This is a genomic window from Actinobacillus delphinicola, assembly GCF_900638385.1.
Taxonomy (GTDB): domain Bacteria; phylum Pseudomonadota; class Gammaproteobacteria; order Enterobacterales; family Pasteurellaceae; genus Actinobacillus_C; species Actinobacillus_C delphinicola.
On record NZ_LR134510.1, the window covers coordinates 1756726 to 1775211 of the forward strand.

The window sequence follows — 18486 nt, forward strand, 5'->3', positions numbered from 1 at the left end:
TATTTTTGTAAGTTTTATGTTAAACTTCAATTAAGTTTTTTCATCCATTACCGATAAGGATAAAATATGAAAGTTTTAGAAGGTCAAATCGTTGCACCTAAAGCAAAAATTGCAATTGCAATTGCACGTTTTAACAGTTTTATCAATGAAAGCCTTTTAGAAGGCGCAATCGACGCTTTAAAACGTTATGGTCAAGTAAGCGAAGACAATATTACTATCGTTCGTGTTCCAGGCGCATACGAACTTCCACTCGTGGCGAGTCGTCTTGCAAAATCTGGTAAATTCGACGGTATCGTAGCGCTAGGTACTGTTATCCGTGGCGGTACTGCGCATTTTGAGTATGTGGCTGGCGAAGCAAGTAGTGGTCTTGGTCAAGTAATGATGAATGCAGATATTCCAGTTGCATTCGGCGTATTGACTACTGAAAGCATCGAACAAGCTATTGAACGTGCTGGCACGAAAGCTGGCAATAAAGGGGCAGAAGCAGCATTAGTCGCATTAGAAATGATTAATTTATTAGCCCAAATTGACGCAGAGTAAAGAATGACTGAACAAAAGAAAAAACCTTCCGCACGTCGTCGTGCAAGAGAATGTGCAACACAAACTATGTATGCTTGGGAAGTGTCTAAAAACGCACCTGACGAAGTAGAATTAGCTTTTTTAGTTGATAATCCAGAAGAAAGTAAAGGGGCGGATTTACCATATTTCCGTAAACTTTTCCGTCAAACTGTAAATCAACTTGATGCAGTAGATGCAGCATTAGCACCAGAATTAGACCGTTCTTTAGAAGAACTTGATCCGATTGAACGTGCTGTATTGCGTTTAGCTGCGTATGAACTCCTTTTCGAACGTGATGTTCCTTATAAAGTAGTTATCAATGAAGCGATTGAAGTTGCAAAAGCTTTTGGCGCGGAAGACAGTCACAAATATATTAACGGTGTGTTAGATAAAGTCGCAGCACATCGCTAGTGAGATAAGAAAGTGTGGTGAAAATCACACTTTTTTATTGTTTTTAAAATTATTATAGGAAAAAACAGTGGGCGAGTTTGATTTAATCACGCATTATTTTAAAACCCAACAAAATCCACAACGCCCTGATGTTGCCCTTAGCATTGGTGATGATTGTGCCATTCTAAATTGTCCGCCTTCTCAACAAATTGCCATTACGACCGATACGATGGTCGAAGGCACACATTTTCTTCCAACAATTTCGCCAAAAGATTTAGCATATAAAGCCCTTGCAACTAATTTAAGTGATTTAGCGGCGATGGGCGCGCGTCCTGCGTGGATTTCATTAGCCTTGACCTTGCCTGAAGTTGATCAAGATTGGCTAAAAGATTTTAGTGAAACTTTCTTTGAAGTATTAACAAAAGAAAATGTTAGTTTAATCGGTGGTGATACCACACAAGGGAAATTACATTGTATCAGTATTACTGCACAAGGATTGTTGCCAAAAGGGAAAGCATTACGTCGTGATAAAGCCCGAGTAGGCGACTATATTTTTGTCTCTGGCACGCTAGGTGATAGTGCTGCAGGCTTGGCGTTATTATTAGGGCAAAAAAATACTGAATTGAAAAATTATGACGCCCCGATTTTCGCAGAAAATTATGTAGTCGCTAGACATTTACGCCCAACACCACGTATCGCATTAGGGCAATATTTATTAGATCATGATTTTTCGCAATGCGCCTTAGATATATCTGATGGATTGATGGCTGATTTAACACATATCTTAGAGCGTAGTCATTGCCATGCGGAACTTGATATAGAAAAATTACCCTATTCAGAAGAATTAACGCAATTATTCTCGTTAGCTACCTGTGAAAAATTTGCATTAACTGGCGGGGAAGATTACGAACTTTGCTTTACTGTACCAGAGGCAAAAATTCAGGATTTTAAAAAGGCAATTTTATCTTCTGATCTTCCTGTGCCTGTTAGTTGTATTGGTCGGATTACAGATGGAGCAGAGAATAAAATCACGTTACAACGTAACGGAAAAGTGGTAGATTTTACTTTTACACAAGGGTTTGATCACTTTTCTAAATAATCATGAGGAGGATAACTATGAATATGACAGACGATCCACGCAAGAAAATTAATTTACGTAATCCTACACACTTATTCGCAGTTGGTTTTGGTTCTGGATTAATGCCAACTGCCCCAGGCACATGGGGCAGTGCGTTAGCAACCATTATCGGCGCTTTTTTATTACATTATATGGGGTGGTCCCTGTTTTTACTTCTAACCATCATTTCCTTTTGGATTGGTTGTCGTCTTTGTGACCAAACTTCACAAGATATGGGCGTTCATGATCATGGCTCGATTGTTTGGGATGAATTTGTTGGCATTTTCATTACCTTGCTGGCATTACCAAAACTCTCTTTTGGATATTTGCTTTTAGCCTTTTTGCTTTTCCGTCTTTTCGATATTTGGAAACCTGCACCAATCAAACATTTTGATGAAGGTTACACCAATGGTTTTGGTATCATGATTGATGATGTTTTAGCTGGATTATACGCCTTCGTAGTTATTTTGCTTTTCCGCTGGATTTTTTAATATAGCTACCAGATACTCCTGTGAATGCTCGCCTTTTTCGTTGTTTTTTTGAGATAATTGGCGAGCTTTTTTTTACCTTTTTTAGTATTTAAAAAGATTTAGTGATATTCTATAACGGTCGTTCTTATCTCATACAGTGATAATTCTTATTCATAATCAACAGAAGGACTTCCTATGCAAGCCAAAGCAAAATATAGAAAAGACTATCGTACGCCTGATTTCACTATCACCGACATTTTCCTTGATTTTCAACTTAACGCCGATGACACTCTTGTTACAGCGAAAAGTAAAGTTAAACGCTTAAATCCACAAGCAACAGAATTACGTCTTGATGGTCATGGTATGGAACTTGTTTCCGTTAAATTAAATGGACATGATATTGAGCATTATAAAAAAGATAAAGAAAGTTTAACGCTTGATATTCCACAGAATTTAACTGATTTTGAATTAAAAATTCAAACCTGCCTTAACCCTGCTAAAAACACTTCATTACAAGGACTTTATCAATCTGGTGAAGCACTTTGCACGCAATGTGAAGCCGAGGGTTTCCGCCAAATTACCTATTTTATTGATCGTCCTGATGTTTTAGCCCGTTATACCACTAAAATTACTGCCGATAAAAAGGCTTATCCATACTTACTTTCAAATGGTAACTGCATTGCTAAAGGTAATTTAGCAGATGATAAACATTGGGTTGAATGGCAAGATCCATTCCCGAAACCAAGCTACTTATTTGCATTAGTAGCAGGGGATTTTGATGTTTTAGAAGATCATTTTATTACCCGCAGTGGACGTGATGTCAAACTTGAACTTTTTGTTGATAAAGGCAATTTAGATCGTGCTGATTTCGCCATGGCAAGCCTTAAAAAAGCCATGAAATGGGATGAAGAACGCTTTGGTTTAGAATATGATTTAGATATTTATATGATTGTTGCCGTTGACTTCTTCAACATGGGGGCAATGGAAAATAAAGGATTAAATATCTTCAACTCAAAATACGTCTTGGCAAATTCTCAAACAGCAACCGATGATGATTACCTCGGCGTAGAATCCGTGATCGGACATGAATATTTCCATAACTGGACAGGTAACCGTGTAACTTGCCGTGACTGGTTTCAATTAAGCTTAAAAGAAGGGCTAACAGTATTCCGTGATCAAGAATTTTCTTCTGATACGGGTTCTCGTGCGGTGAATCGCATTAACAACGTAAAATTATTACGTGCAATGCAATTCCCAGAAGATGCAAGCCCAATGTCACATCCAATCCGCCCTGAAAAAGTGATTGAAATGAATAACTTCTATACCATGACCGTATATGAAAAAGGAGCAGAAGTTATCCGCATGATGCACACTTTATTAGGCGAAGAAGGTTTCCAAGCAGGTATGCGTCAATATATCGCAGAAAATGATGGAAAAGCTGCAACTTGTGATGACTTTGTCCGTGCAATGGAAACCGCATCAGGTGTAGATTTAACGCAATTTAGACTTTGGTATAGCCAATCTGGTACGCCACAATTAACCGTAACTGATGATTACGATGCTGACAAACAATGCTATCGTTTACACGTACATCAATTCACACTAGAAACAGCAGATCAAAAAGAAAAAACTGCATTACATATTCCACTTAAAGTGACACTTTATACCGAACAAGGCAAGCCTGTTATGTTGCCAAATACGGACACACCATTAAGTGAAATCTTAAATGTCACTAAAGCAGAACAAACATTTGAATTCCACCACGTACCAAGCAAACCAATTCCTGCATTACTCTGTGATTTCTCTGCGCCTGTTAAATTGACTTATGAATACGAAGTATCACAGCTCGTAACTTTAATGAAATTTGCAGAAAATGACTTTATCCGTTGGGATGCAGCTCAAATGCTTTATAACAAAGTGTTACGTTGTAACTTAAAACGTTATGGCAAGAATGAAGGCTTTGTTTTCCCAGATGCTCTTTTAAACGCACTTAACTGGTGCTTAGAAAATGCGAAGGGTCATGAGTCTATCATTGCTTTACTGCTCACTTTACCAACAGCGGTTGAGTTTGCAGAAGGGGTGGATCAAATTGACCCAACTGCGATTGTTGAAATTCGTGATTATATGCAACATAGAATTGCAGATGCATTAAAAGATAATCTTGTTAAAGTTTATCGTGAATTAAAAGCGGATCATTATGAATTTAACCAACAGGCGATTGCTGATCGTGCATTACGCAATGCATGTTTGCAATATCTTGCATTGCTACCAATGGGAGAAAGCCTCGTTACTCGCCATTACTTTGAAGCGGATAACATGACTGATACTTTAGCAGCGCTTAAAGCAGCTACTCAAGGTAAATGCGAAGCGGCCGAAGTCTTGCTGACTGATTTTGAAGAAAAATGGGCGCACGATGGTTTAGTGATGGATAAATGGTTCACCCTTCAAGCCACACGTCCAGATGCTGCTGCGCTAACACGTGTTAAAAACTTAATGCATCACCGCAGTTTTAGCATGACTAACCCGAACCGTGTGCGTAGCCTTGTTGGTGCATTCTCAACCCATAATCTCGCACAATTCCATCAAAAAGATGGTTCTGGTTACGCGTTCTTAGAAGAAGTATTGGAACAACTTAACGCAAGCAACCCACAAGTTGCCTCACGCTTAATTGAACCATTAATCCGCTATGCACGTTACGATGAAGAACGCCAAGCATTAATGAAAGCCCAACTCGAAAAACTCAAAAAAGTTGATAATCTTTCCAACGACTTATACGAAAAAATCGAGAAAGCGTTACATTAATTTATTTTCTTAATTAAATTTGTTATAAAAAGGGAAGTTTAAAGACTTTCCTTTTTGTTTTGGTCGGATCACGCCGACTTTTTCAAAAAAATTTATGCAAATAATATAATGATTAAGGAACCAAGGATGTTTACAACAAAATACGATCTCCATTGCCATAGTACGGCGTCGGATGGGGTGTTGGCGCCGAGTGAGGTGGTGTTGCGGGCGGTTGAAATGGGGGTGAGGGTATTAGCGCTTACTGATCATGATACGGTGAATGGGCTTGCTGAGGCACGTGAAGTTGCGGAAAAGCACGATATGACCTTTATCAATGGCGTAGAGATTTCTACCCGTTGGAATAACAAAGATATTCATGTGGTTGGGTTAGGCTTTGATATGAACGATCCTGAGTTGCAAGCACTTTTGCAACAACAGCAGCAATTCCGCCACCAGCGCGCGTTGGCTATCGGTGAAAAACTAGCAGAGCTAGGCATTCTGAATGCGTATGAGGGAGCAAAAAAGCTTAGCGAAGGCGAGGTGACTCGTGCCCATTATGCTCGCTATTTGGTTGAGGCGGGTGTGGTAAAAGATGTTTCACAGGCGTTTAAACGTTATTTAGCACAAGGCAAAAAAGCCTATATTAATCCGTCATGGTGTGATATTCCGACTGCGATTGCAATTATTCAAAAAGCGGGCGGAAAAGCGGTTTTAGCGCATCCATTGCGTTATGAATTAAGCCGTAAAAAATTCCAACAACTGATTACGGATTTTAAAGCGTGGAACGGCGATGCGATGGAAGTCGCAGGGTGTGGGCAAAATCCGCAACAACGTCAGCATTTATTAGCCTTAGCCGAAGCGCATGCTTTAAAAGCGAGCGGTGGCTCGGATTTCCATTATCCGTGCGGTTGGCGTGAATTAGGTAAAGGATTGGCGCTCCCCGAGGGTTGCGACTTTATTTTATCTGCGTTGATTTAATTTTTAAAAATGAAGATCACGCCCCGATTTTCGTAAAAATTTATGCGAAAATCGGGGCGTGATTATTTTTTATGTGACGTTGTCACTAGAAAACATTGTTGAGCGACACACCAATCCCAATGCGTTGAATATTTTTGTTATAATCGATCAAAGATTCACCGTAACCGCCATAATATTGGGCATAAAGTCGAACGTAGCGACTAATTGGATAACTATAAGAAAGCTCCGCACCGCCTTTTCCTGAGCGAGGGTTATAGTGGGTTTTCAGATGAACTTGATGGGTTTCCGTATAGTAATCAATAATCAAATCGCCGTGCCCCATGTAATCTTGAATATCGGGGTTATCATCGCTTGAGTGGCTTTCTGGAATGCGCCACCACGGTTTTAATTGAATGCGCCAGTTATCTTTACTAAACGAGATACGCCCATAAATGCGGTTCCAACTGCGTGACTTATTATCAGAATTATCGCGACCATTGGAATCATGCAAGAAACCACCTTCAAATTCATCCATTTTCCAACCGTGCCAGACGGGATAATCAAGTTCCCATGCTAGGAAAAGTTGGGGTTTATAATTGGTTTCACGGAACGGAGAGGAGTCTTTGGTATTCAACATTTGAAACCACGAGGTTTGCGTGTAAGCCCCCGCCAGTACGGAGTTTTTCCCTAAAATTCCACGCCAAAATGGTACGGCAAGACTAATTTGAAATTTAACTTCATCATGCTGCATTTTCTTCGGATAAGCAAAATTCCCATTCGATTCCGTCATCATAACGTAGTTATCATTGTAGGGGACTAGTCCAAAAATTTCAGTAGAATTTTTATGTAATAAGGCATCTGTTTCTGTTTGATAAAGTTTAGGTAAACCATCGTAGGCAATGGCGTAACTACTTGCTGATAGACATAAAAACGCAATGATTTTCTTCATGTAAAACTCCGAATTAAATACAGATTTTATATAGATTTTTCTTGTGATTTGCTAAACTTTACCCATTCATTTTTTATAGGTAAACCCTTATGCAATCATTGCCAAGATTCCACCGCCCCGATTTTATCAAGATTGAAACGGTTCGACTACAACTCCAACATCTTTTGATGTATGAGAAACCGTATTTTAACGGATTAGATGTCGAAACATGGATGCAAAATCGTACGCAATTTTGCGATGATTGCCTGCAAACTATTTTTGCTTCATTCTTTCCCAACCCAGAGAATATCGTGTTGTTTGCCGTGGGGGGCTATGGACGAAAGGAGTTATTTCCACATTCTGATTTAGATCTATTTGTTTTGGTGAAAAAAGAGGTCTTACCACTCTATAAAACCCAAATTGAGCAATTTATCCAATTTTTGTGGGATTGTGGTTTAAAAATTGGGATTGCGGTACGGGATTTAGCGGAAACGGTTGCCCAAGCGCAACAAGATATTACTATCGCAACCAATCTGCTTGAGCGCCGTTTTCTCTGTGGGGATAGTGCCTTTAGCAAAGAATTAACCTGCGTGTTAGCGCAGACAGAAACTTGGTCACCTGTGGCTTTTTTCGATGCAAAAGTGGCGGAACAGCAAAAACGTTATCAGCGTTTTCATCATACCAGTTACAACCTCGAACCCGACTTAAAATACAATTTAGGTGGTTTACGTGATTTGCATTTATTGTATTGGCTCGCCCTACGAGATACGGGCACCAAAAATCTCGAGCAACTTTTAGCAAAAAATTGGATAAATCAAGAAGAATATCAGCAAGTTAAGCAGAGTCAGCAATTCTTGTTTCGCTTGCGCTATGCGTTACATCTATTAAATGCACGTCCGAATGATCGGCTTTATTTTGAACAACAAAAGCAATTGGCAGCCTTTTTAGGTTATCCAGAAAATCATGACTATCCGAATGCGAATGTCGAAACCATGATGCGTGAGTATTTTCAAGCTGCACAATTTATTTCGGTATTTTGTCATATTATCGTGCAACATTATTTACAAAAATTTTATCCGAAAAATGGGGCGTGTTTGCAGAAATTAGACGAAAATTATGAGAAAAATGGGCATTTTATCCGTTTAACTACGCAAGATATTTACCAACATCATCCAGAACAGATTTGGACATTATTTCATTATTTAGCACAGTATCCAGAATCTGAGATTCATCCTGACACCTTACGCCAGTTATTAAAATTCAGTCATAATGCGCAAGCTTTATTGAGCGAGAATGCGTATGCACGTGCAAAATTTTTACCGCTTTTGGCACAGCCCAATGCGATTAGGCAGGTAATTGTGCCTTTGCATCGTTACGGTATTTTGAAAAATTATTTACCAAATTGGCAAAGGATAACAGGGTTGATGCAATTTGACTTGTTCCATAGTTACACGGTGGATGAGCATATTATTCGTGTTTTACAAACCCTCGAACAGCTTGGAGAATCTAATAATTCGGTCGATTTTCCACTGGCGACCCAACTTTTTAATGAAATAAAAGCAAATCCTATTACCTTGCAAACCCTTTATCTTACCGCATTATTTCACGATATTGCCAAAGGGCGTGGGGGAGATCATAGTGAGCTAGCACTGAAAGATGTCGAAGATTTTTGTCAATTACACGGTATTCCTCGTGAGGAACAAGAAGATATTGCTTGGTTGGTACAACATCATTTAACGATGTCGATTACCGCACAACGCCGTGATATTCAGGATCCGCATGTTATTCAAGCATTTGCGGCGAAAGTTAAAACCCCTCAACGGCTAAAATTACTGTTATGTTTAACTGTTGCCGATATTTATGGCACGGATGAAAAGCGCTGGAATCCGTGGAAGGCAAGTCTATTAAGTACACTTTATGAAAATACCTTAGCGCAATTACAACATGGGTGTGTGACTCCATATGATTCAGAACATCATGCTCAACAGCAAAGAGAACAAGCAGAACAGGTTTTACTGCAAGCGGGAATAGGTGAGGGACAAATTCAAGCACTTTGGGCTACGTTTCCTGAAGCTTATTTTTTGCGTACCGAATGCGAGCAGATTGTGCAGCATAGTCAGTGGCTTATACAAAATTCTCAGGCAGTCTGCGTGAAAGTATATCAGCAAGCACAGGGGACAGAAGTCTTTATTTATTGCCCCGATCAGGCCGCCTTATTTTATAAAGTCGTTGCGGTGTTAGAGAAGAAAAAGATTGATATTCATCAGGCACAAATTATGACGTGCGACAATGGTTATGCGTTGGATAGCTTTATTATTTCGGAAAAGCATAATATGCATGTGGCGGAAGATCGCTGCTTGCAAATAGAAAAGGCCTTAACCACGGCATTAATGGCTGATACCTTGCCAATGATTGGACTGCAAAAGACAAAAATACAACCGTTTGATGTGCCAACGGCAATTCGATTTATTCGTACGCCCAAAGATCAAACGCAATTTGAATTAACGACATTAGATAAACAAGGGTTATTAGCCCGTGTTGGTAAAGTGTTTTATGAACTTGCTTTGAATTTGCATAGTGCGAAGATTTCAACTATTGGTGAAAAGGCGCAAGACTTTTTTATTGTGACAAATCGCGAAGGGCATGCCCTAAATTTTAGTGAGAAACAACAATTACGCACTGCCTTAGTGTCTGAATTAAGTTAAAAAATTGATTTTTAGGCATAAATCCTTTATGTTGACGACATCAAAGAAAGTGCGTGATTACGCAATAAGGGGCTTTAAATGGATAACAAAAATTTGATTGAAAACAAATACAAATGGCAGTTACAACGTGAACGTGTTAATCATCATTCTTGGACAATGATCGTCTTTTTTATCGAAGGGATTGTGCTGATGGATCTCTGGGTGATTAAACGGAATTTTATGGATAGTTTTGTAGCAAACTTTATCCTCAATTTTTCGATTGTATGCTTTGCGTTTGGGATTATTTTTGCTTTTACAACTTACGGTCGCCGTAAAAAGTTGAAGGCAATAGAGCAAACACTTGCCGCACAACAAGCTCAAAAAAGTGACAATGTCACAAATAAAGAAACAAAGAAAGCAGAATAGCTGTTAAATAGAATCGTTACTTTTGCAGGTTTTATATTATCACGCCCCGATTTTCGTAAAAATTTATGTGAAAATCGGGGCGTGATTGATTTAAAGATTATTTAATTTCAGTGAAAAGAATTTCATCAGGGATAACAGAACCTTGCCAGTAAAGCTCAGCCGCAGTACGTTGTGCTAATTCAAGGAAACCTTGAGCAATTTCACCTTCAGGGTGGCTCACGACACTTGGTGTGCCTTTATCCATATCTTCGCGTAATTGAATGTGCAGAGGAAGTTTAGCCAGAATGTTTAATTGGTATTTTTCTGCCATTTTTTCCGCGCCACCTGTACCGAAAATGCTTTCGTGATGACCGCAGTTAGAACAAATATGAACGGACATATTTTCTACGATACCAAGCACGGGAATTGATACTTTTTGGAACATATGTACGCCTTTGATTGCATCTAATAATGCCACGTCTTGCGGTGTGGTTACCACGATTGCACCTGTTACAGGAATTTGTTGAGAGAGAGTTAATTGAATATCCCCTGTGCCCGGCGGCATATCGATCACAAGATAATCCAATTCACGACCATTTTCAGCCCAAAGGGTTTCATTAAGCATTTGCGCTAACGCACCACTTGCTACAGGACCACGCCATACAGTCGCGCTATCTGCTGGCACGAGGTAACCGACAGAGTTAGTTAATACGCCATAAGCACTGATAGGCGTCATGTGTTTATTATCTGGTGAAGTTGGGCGTTCATCTTGTTTTCCCAACATAAGCGGAACAGAGGGACCATAAATATCCGCATCCAAAATCCCCACTTTAGCACCCAATGCTTGTAAACCTAAGGCAAGATTCACGGCAACGGTTGATTTACCTACGCCACCTTTACCAGAGGTCACTGCGATAATATTTTTTACCCCTTTTACAGCAGGCATACGGTTAGCACGTTTCATGGTTGCAACTTGTGCTTTTAAATGCCAATGGATTGCTTGAGTGTCGGTAAGTTGTTTGAAAACGTCATCCAATTCACTTTCCAATGCAATTAATCCAAGTTCCCAAGGGAATGGCATTTTTAATTCAATATGCAATTCGTCATTGAATTTTGTGATTTTTTTAACGGCATTAAGACTAAGTAAATCTTTTTCTAATGTAGGATGTTGAAAATTTTGTAAATTTTGTGCGAGTTGATTTTGTACATCTAGCGACAAATTATCTGAAAAAATAATACTCATCGTTTCTTTTTTCCTTTTTTATTTTATTCTGGTTGCTATATTTAACCACGCTATGGGCAACGTGTTAAGTTAAAAATTAAAAAGCAGGGAAGTTATGGAAAAAAAAGATATTTTACGTTAAAATTTCCCGCTAAAATTTGATGAAAATGCTATAAATTGAGAGGATTTTATACTTTTTGATTTAAGTATATAAATTTTACGCATTATTTTAAGAAGAGAGATAACGAATGAATAAAACCTCAAGAAAAATGTTGGTGACCTGCGCATTACCTTATGCGAATGGTCCAATTCATTTAGGTCATATGTTAGAACATATCCAAGCAGATATTTGGGTGCGTTTCCAACGTATGCGTGGCAATCAAACCTATTTTGTTTGTGCAGACGATGCACACGGTACGCCAATTATGTTAAAAGCGGATCAAATGGGTATTACGCCTGAACAACTTATCGCAGAAGTTCAACAAAAACATATGGTGGATTTCCAAGGTTTTAACATTAGTTTTGATAACTATCATTCAACTCACAGCGAAGAAAATAAAGAATTAGCACAAGCGATTTATCTTCGTTTGAAAAATAAAGGATTTATCAAAAGCCGTACCATTTCTCAGCTTTTTGATCCTGAAAAACAAATGTTCTTACCCGATCGCTTTGTAAAAGGGACTTGCCCTAAATGTAAAGCAGAAGACCAATATGGCGATAACTGCGAAGTTTGCTCTGCAACTTATAGCCCTGCGGAATTGATTAATCCAAAATCAGCCGTGTCTGGTGCAACGCCTGTTATGAAAGAAAGTGAACACTATTTCTTTGATTTGCCTGCATTTAAAGGCATGCTACAAGAATGGATCCAGTCTGGCACGTTGCAAAGCGAAGTCGCAAATAAAATGCAAGAATGGTTTGAAAGTGGCTTGCACCAATGGGATATCTCACGTGATGCACCATATTTCGGCTTTAAAATTCCAGATACAGAAAACAAATATTTCTATGTTTGGTTAGATGCACCGATTGGTTATATCGCAAGCTTCAAAAACCTTTGTGAAAAACAACCTAACATCGATTTTAACGAATTTTGGCATAAAGACAGTGCGGCAGAACTTTATCATTTCATTGGAAAAGATATCGTTTACTTCCACAGTTTATTCTGGCCAGCAATGTTAGATGGTGCGGATTTCCGTAAACCAAATAACGTTTTTGTACATGGTTATGTCACTGTTGATGGTGAAAAAATGTCTAAATCTCGCGGTACATTCATTCAAGCGAAAACTTATTTAGACCATTTAGATCCAGAATATTTACGTTATTACTATGCAGCAAAATCAAGCCCCAGCATTGATGATATTGATTTGAATCTTGAAGATTTTGCACAACGTGTAAATACTGACGTGGTAAATAAATTAGTAAACTTAGCATCTCGTAATGCAAGTTTTATCCAAAAACGTTTTGATGGCATGCTCGCAGATACGCTAGAAGATCCTGAATTATTCGCAGAATTTACTGCAAAAGCGCCGATCATCGCAGAACTCTATGAAAAACGTGAATTTAGTAAAGCAATCCGTGAAGTGATGGCACTTTGTGATAAAGCGAATAAATACGTGGACGATAAAGCACCGTGGGTGATTGCAAAACAAGAAGGGGCAGAGCAGCAATTACAACAAGTTTGCTCAATGGGGATTGAATTATTCCGTGTATTAATGGGGTACTTAAAACCTGTATTGCCTGAATTAGCAAAACGTAGTGAAGCGTTTTTACAAAATGAATTAACGTGGGATAACTTAAATGCACCATTATTGGCGCATCAAATCGCACCATTTAAAGCATTATTCCAACGTTTAGACGTGAAAAAAATTGAAGAAATGATGGAAGCGAATAAAAAAGCCAATGCGGCAGAACTTCCAAAAGTGAAAAAAGAGGTAAAAATGGAAGAAAATACCCAAATCGAACCAATCGAGCCAGAAATCACGATTGATGATTTTGCGAAAATCGACATGCGTGTCGGTAAAGTTTTAGAATGTGAAGCGTTACCAGAAAGCAAAAAATTATTAAAATTTATCCTTGATGTTGGTAACGGTGAAACTCGTCAAATTTTCTCAGGCATCAAAGCAGCATATCCGAACCCTGAAGAATTAGTGGGTCGCAATGTAATTTTCGTTGCAAACCTTGCACCACGCAAAATGAAATTTGGTATCTCTGAAGGTATGATTTTATCCGCAGCAAGCGGTGATAACTTATTCCTTCTCGATGTTGACCAAGGTGCCAAAGCGGGTAGTCGAGTAGGTTAATAGAAACTGAAACTTTATTAATGAAAAAGGGAATGATCGTAAGGTTATTCCCTTTTTTATCGGTAAAATTACGAAAAACGCAATAAGGCATTGAATAAAGTATAGTTTTAGAGTAATTTGATTAAATTATGAACTTTTAGGGAAGGTTTTATGTATTTTGTGAGTCAGTTTTTACGTAGTGCATTTGTGACTTTGACTGCATCAGCATGTCTTTGGGGATGTTCATCCGATATCCCGCCAGAACCAGAATTATCCGTAAAGCAACAGATGAATTTGCGTACACAAATTATGAAGGGGTATCAACAATGGCGTGGCGTACCATATCGCTATGGCGGAGAATCACGGCGAGGCATGGATTGTTCGGCTTTTGTGCAAACTATTTTTCGGAATAATTTAGGAATGCGATTGCCACGAAGTACAAGTCAGCAAAAAAATCTTGGAAAACCAGTTGAGAAAAAAGAACTTCAAATCGGCGATCTTATTTTCTTTAATCGAAATACGCATGTGGGAATTTATGTGGGGAATGGAAGGTTTGTACACGCTTCAACACGGAAAGGTATCACGATCGCTGAATTGAATAATGTGTATTTTAAAAATCGTTATACACAATCTCGCCGAATCATTTTCCCAAAGAAATCTTAAAAATTTAGTTAAAAAATAGACAATTTAATAAGTTACTTTATTTATCTTATTACGGTTAGTTATATTATTTAAATTAAAGCATGCGCATAAATGCACTTTCTATTTAACATAAAAAAGCCCTAATTTTCATAAATTTTACTGAAAATTAGGGCGTGTTATTTTAATGCTTTTTATTTGCTATTTTTAAATTCAGATACCGCTTGATTAAATTTATTAATCACTTCCTCCTCAACGGGATGGAAAAGGGAAGAAGCAGTCGCGATTGTTGCCGAGGCTAAGAAACCAGGGATGATTTCGTAAAGTTGTGCCATATCTGTCCAACCCCAATACGCCATTAATGGTTTCCAAATCACCACTGTAATGGCACCCGCTAACATTCCGCAAAGGGCAGCACGTGAACTAATGTGGCGGTTAAATAATGAGATGATGATAATTGGTCCAAAGGCTGCGCCGAAGCCTGCCCATGCATAAGATACTAAGCCCATCACTTTAGAATCTGGATTTTGTGCAATCCAAATTGCAATACCAGCAATGGTTAAAACCATCACACGACCTACCCAGACAAGTTCTCGACTTGAGGCATTTTTACGTAAAAAGCCTTTATAAAAATCTTCGGTAATGGCTGCAGATGACATTAAAAGTTGTGCTGATAAGGTACTCATTACCGCAGCTAAAATGGCAGAAAGTACGACACCAGCAACCCACGGGTTGAATAATAATTTAGATAATTCAATGAAAACCGCTTCAGGATGGGCGAGTGGGATGTCTTCAGCAGTGAAGTAAGCAAGCCCGAAGTAACCCACAGAAACCGCACCTGCAAGGCACAAAATCATCCAAGAAATCCCGATTTTACGTGCTTGTTTTAAAGATTGTAAAGAATCAGCCGCCATGAATCGTGCCAGAATATGCGGTTGACCAAAGTAACCTAACCCCCAAGCCAATGCTGAAATGACACCGATACCAGATACATCGTGTAGCCAGTTTGCATATGGAATATGAGTGATTGCGGTTTTTGCATGTAATGCTGTAGTGATGTCGTTCCAACTTAAGTTCATTAGCACCATAATGGGAGCGAGTAATAATGCGAAGAACATAAGTGAGGCTTGGATTGTATCGCTCCAAGAAACGGCAAGGTAGCCACCAATAAAGGTGTAAATAATCGTTGCAAATGCACCTAACCATAACGCTTCGTTGTAATCCATGTGCAATAAGCTTTGGAATAATTTTGCACCCGCAACCACGCCTGATGCGCAGTAGATAGTAAAGAAGAAAAGAATAATAGCAGATGAAATGATTTTTAATGCTTTTTTCTGATGCGGGAAACGTTGTGCGAAGAATTCAGGTAAGGTGAGGGCATTATTATAATGTTCCGTGAAAATACGTAAGCGCCCCGCAACAATGCGATAGTTAAAATAGGCACCAAGCACTAAACCTACAGCAATCCAAGCCTGAGATAATCCAGATGTAAAAATTGCGCCCGGTAAACCCATGAGTAACCAACCTGACATATCGGATGCGCCAGCAGACATCGCTGTCACAAAGCCACCCATTTTACGCCCACCTAAAATGTAATCATCAAAGTTATTTGTGGATAGGTAGGCGTAAATTCCGATCCCCAAGATAACAATCAAATAAAGACTAAATGTAATGTAAATTTGCATGAATGCTCCCAGTGATTATTCTGTGTAATCCTGTCTGTAAATAAATTTATAAAAGGGGTCCATTATCTTATAGATAAGGCGGTCGTGCAAATAAAAACGGTACCGATTAGATCTAATATTAATCAGATATTAGCAAGAAAATCTATAAAAGTGACATTGTCACAAAATAGGACTGATATGTTCATCACTGTATATAAAATCTTACTTATAATCAATATTAATACTGAAGATAACTATATTTTATATGGGCAATTTTTTATCCGAATAGATGTGTTTAGGTTTTAGATTATCCTTTAAAAATTTTTTAAATAAGAATATTGAACAGGCGATGAATTTAACCTTACCAGAATTTAGATTATGCAACATGAGGAAAGAGAGAATAGCTTTTGAATAAAGGGTTATAGCAATTTATTCTAAATATAGGGATGATTAAATAAAAAACATAATAAATTAATCTACTTACATAAATTCATGCATTTGAATAGTTAGCTAGCCATTTTGATCGTTTGTTTCTGTAAATGCATTTGCACTGTGTTTTATTTATGCGTTGATATTGATGAGCCAACTTATAAAACCTCTTATAAATATGTAATGGTTATAACTTCGTATAATGTATATTATGTTAAATAAGATAATATGCTAAGTTTTTGATTGCTTTAGTTATTTGTTTTTAACTTTCACTTCTGTTACGTTTGTTTATAAAACTTTACACTCTCTTTCTCTTTTATTCGTGAATACTATAAGTGAATTTCATTTTTAATTGTGTTACATTGCCTTTCTTTTTTTAGCAAACTTATTATGGAATTTTACAAAACTCTGATCGGTATCGGACTGCTCTGTCTTTTTGCTATTTTTATCGTTGCACTCTTTTCTAAGAAACGTAAATCATATTTGTTTAATGCGAATCTTTATAAAACCATTCCCATTATGAATCCCAGCGAAAAGATTTTTTTTACGTTATTTACTCAAGCTTTCCCGCAATACTATATTTTTCCGCAAATTCCTTTTTCGTGTATCGTGACACCAAAATTTAAAGAAGATGGAAAAAATAAACCTTTGCTTTGGAAAATTAATCAAAAACGTGTGGATTTTCTGATTTGCGATACGCAACTGAATAATTTATTTATTGTTGAAATTGATGGTCCAACTCATACAAAAACACGTGGACAAGACAGTCAACGAGATGATTTCTTTGCTGAAAAAAATATCCCAACTTTACGTATTCCAGTTACACAATTAACTAAGTTAACGCGCCAAAATCTTAAAAGTATGGTTGAGGATATTTTGGATTAGAATAAAAAAATGCGTACCCATTTAAAGTACGCATGTTTTATGATTATACTTCGATATACTCTAGTTCTACATTCCCTAGATAATTCAATAAATTTTTTCCGCTACGGCGATATGATAAAGAAATTGGATGTTCGATCATCACTGCTCGAGTAATATTTTCAATTTCATAACCACGCATAATAATAAGATTTAACGCCACTTGTAATGCAGGTAAGCTTGGATTAAATGCCGCATTTTCGGCATAGCTTCCTTTAAATATTTCCTGATTATCTAACTGTAATGCTACGCCACAATATGTTTTTGAGTATGGTGCATGACTTTGATTTGCAGCTTCAAGTGCAGCCCAAATGATAGGAGATTTTGTATCATGATTTAAACCGTTATCTTCTCTATCCATTAATAAATTCGTGATTTTAAGATCTTTAGGACCAAACGCATTTGGTAAATAATGATATAAATTTTGAATAGGTTGATTTGGTAAATGAATTTTAAGATGTGATGCTGAATTGAGCTCATTCATAAATTGTCGGCAATGACCGCACGGTGTGTAATTTACAAAAACATCTGTTACACTTTTTTCACCTCGCATCCAAGCGTGTGAAATGGAACTTTGTTCTGCATGAATTGTTTGTGCTATCGGATTATCGCAAAACTCTTGGTTGGCACCAAAATAAAAATTGCCTGACTCCCCTTTAGCTACCGCTCCAACACTAAAATGCGAAATGGTTGGATTTGCGTAACAAGCGGCAATGGATAATAACGTTAAAGCAAGATCCTCGCTTGACATTTGATATTTTTTACATAAATGGCTTACGACAAATTCTGGTAAAAAACCGTCAAAATGCTGTTCTCTAAAAATATGCCAAAGATCTTGAGCTAATGCAGGATTTTGTAATTCTTTTAATGCATTTTGCAAACGGTCTGAAATATGTTCTTCGTTAGTATGACTCATAAATTTACCCTTTTTAATTTAATTAAACATTGTTTATATCATATGCTATTTTTTAAATAAAATCTTGATTTAGCGTTATTTTTTTATTTCTTTGTCATGAAATTTATTTGTAAATATTTTTCTATTTTA

At 37.8% G+C, this 18486-nt stretch carries 15 protein-coding genes; 11 read left to right on the plus strand and 4 right to left on the minus strand.

Features of this window, described 5'->3' with window-relative positions:
- Positions 1-66 precede the first annotated feature (66 nt).
- The 6 genes from ribH (at position 67) to EL259_RS08260 (ending at position 6294) form a co-directional block, all read left to right on the plus strand.
- Positions 67-540 carry a 6,7-dimethyl-8-ribityllumazine synthase gene (gene ribH, locus EL259_RS08235; RefSeq protein WP_126600662.1) on the plus strand — a complete coding sequence of 158 codons (474 nt, stop codon included), beginning with the start codon at positions 67-69 and terminating at the stop codon, positions 538-540.
- 3 nt (positions 541-543) lie between these two features.
- Positions 544-969, plus strand: a complete 426-nt coding sequence (nusB, locus tag EL259_RS08240) for a transcription antitermination factor NusB (protein ID WP_126600664.1) — start codon at positions 544-546, stop codon at positions 967-969.
- 67 nt (positions 970-1036) lie between these two features.
- Positions 1037-2047 (plus strand): thiamine-phosphate kinase, encoded by a 1011-nt coding sequence (gene thiL, locus EL259_RS08245; RefSeq protein WP_126600666.1) that lies wholly within the window; start codon positions 1037-1039, stop codon positions 2045-2047.
- A 17-nt stretch (positions 2048-2064) separates the two neighbouring features.
- Positions 2065-2556, plus strand: a complete 492-nt coding sequence (locus EL259_RS08250) for a phosphatidylglycerophosphatase A family protein (RefSeq protein ID WP_408608229.1) — start codon at positions 2065-2067, stop codon at positions 2554-2556.
- A 174-nt stretch (positions 2557-2730) separates the two neighbouring features.
- Complete coding sequence (gene pepN / locus EL259_RS08255) at positions 2731-5337, plus strand: aminopeptidase N (protein ID WP_126600668.1); 2607 nt, start codon at positions 2731-2733, stop codon at positions 5335-5337.
- Positions 5338-5463: 126 nt separating this feature from the next.
- Complete coding sequence (locus tag EL259_RS08260) at positions 5464-6294, plus strand: PHP domain-containing protein (RefSeq protein ID WP_126600670.1); 831 nt, start codon at positions 5464-5466, stop codon at positions 6292-6294.
- 85 nt (positions 6295-6379) lie between these two features.
- Here EL259_RS08260 and EL259_RS08265 read toward each other — a convergent pair whose 3' ends face one another.
- Positions 6380-7222, minus strand: a complete 843-nt coding sequence (locus EL259_RS08265; RefSeq protein ID WP_126600672.1) for a phospholipase A — start codon at positions 7220-7222, stop codon at positions 6380-6382.
- A gap of 89 nt (positions 7223-7311) precedes the next feature.
- On the opposite strand from EL259_RS08265, the gene glnD reads away from it, so the two are divergent.
- Together glnD and EL259_RS08275 are read left to right on the plus strand one after the other, a co-directional pair.
- Positions 7312-9906: a bifunctional uridylyltransferase/uridylyl-removing protein GlnD gene (gene glnD / locus EL259_RS08270; RefSeq protein WP_126600674.1), complete on the plus strand. Its 2595-nt coding sequence runs from the start codon at positions 7312-7314 to the stop codon at positions 9904-9906.
- Positions 9907-9984: 78 nt separating this feature from the next.
- Positions 9985-10311 (plus strand): hypothetical protein, encoded by a 327-nt coding sequence (locus EL259_RS08275; RefSeq protein ID WP_126600677.1) that lies wholly within the window; start codon positions 9985-9987, stop codon positions 10309-10311.
- Positions 10312-10408: 97 nt separating this feature from the next.
- Here EL259_RS08275 and apbC read toward each other — a convergent pair whose 3' ends face one another.
- On the minus strand, positions 10409-11533 hold the full coding sequence (gene apbC, locus EL259_RS08280) for an iron-sulfur cluster carrier protein ApbC (protein WP_126600679.1): 1125 nt from the start codon (positions 11531-11533) through the stop codon (positions 10409-10411).
- Between the two features lie 227 nt (positions 11534-11760).
- Here apbC and metG point away from each other — a divergent pair, with 227 nt between their 5' ends.
- Complete coding sequence (gene metG / locus EL259_RS08285; RefSeq protein WP_126600680.1) at positions 11761-13809, plus strand: methionine--tRNA ligase; 2049 nt, start codon at positions 11761-11763, stop codon at positions 13807-13809.
- 150 nt (positions 13810-13959) lie between these two features.
- The gene (locus EL259_RS08290; protein WP_126600682.1) at positions 13960-14451 is read left to right on the plus strand and encodes an NlpC/P60 family protein; all 492 of its coding nucleotides are present in this window, start codon (positions 13960-13962) and stop codon (positions 14449-14451) included.
- 170 nt (positions 14452-14621) lie between these two features.
- Here the strand turns inward: EL259_RS08290 and putP are convergent, their stop codons facing one another.
- The gene (putP, locus tag EL259_RS08295) at positions 14622-16112 is read right to left on the minus strand and encodes a sodium/proline symporter PutP (RefSeq protein ID WP_126600684.1); all 1491 of its coding nucleotides are present in this window, start codon (positions 16110-16112) and stop codon (positions 14622-14624) included.
- 798 nt (positions 16113-16910) lie between these two features.
- On the opposite strand from putP, the gene EL259_RS08300 reads away from it, so the two are divergent.
- A complete protein-coding gene (locus EL259_RS08300; protein WP_126600685.1) occupies positions 16911-17405 on the plus strand; it encodes a DUF2726 domain-containing protein in 495 nt (164 codons plus the stop codon).
- A gap of 43 nt (positions 17406-17448) precedes the next feature.
- Here the strand turns inward: EL259_RS08300 and cdd are convergent, their stop codons facing one another.
- Complete coding sequence (gene cdd, locus EL259_RS08305) at positions 17449-18357, minus strand: cytidine deaminase (RefSeq protein ID WP_126600687.1); 909 nt, start codon at positions 18355-18357, stop codon at positions 17449-17451.
- Positions 18358-18486: the final 129 nt, after the last annotated feature.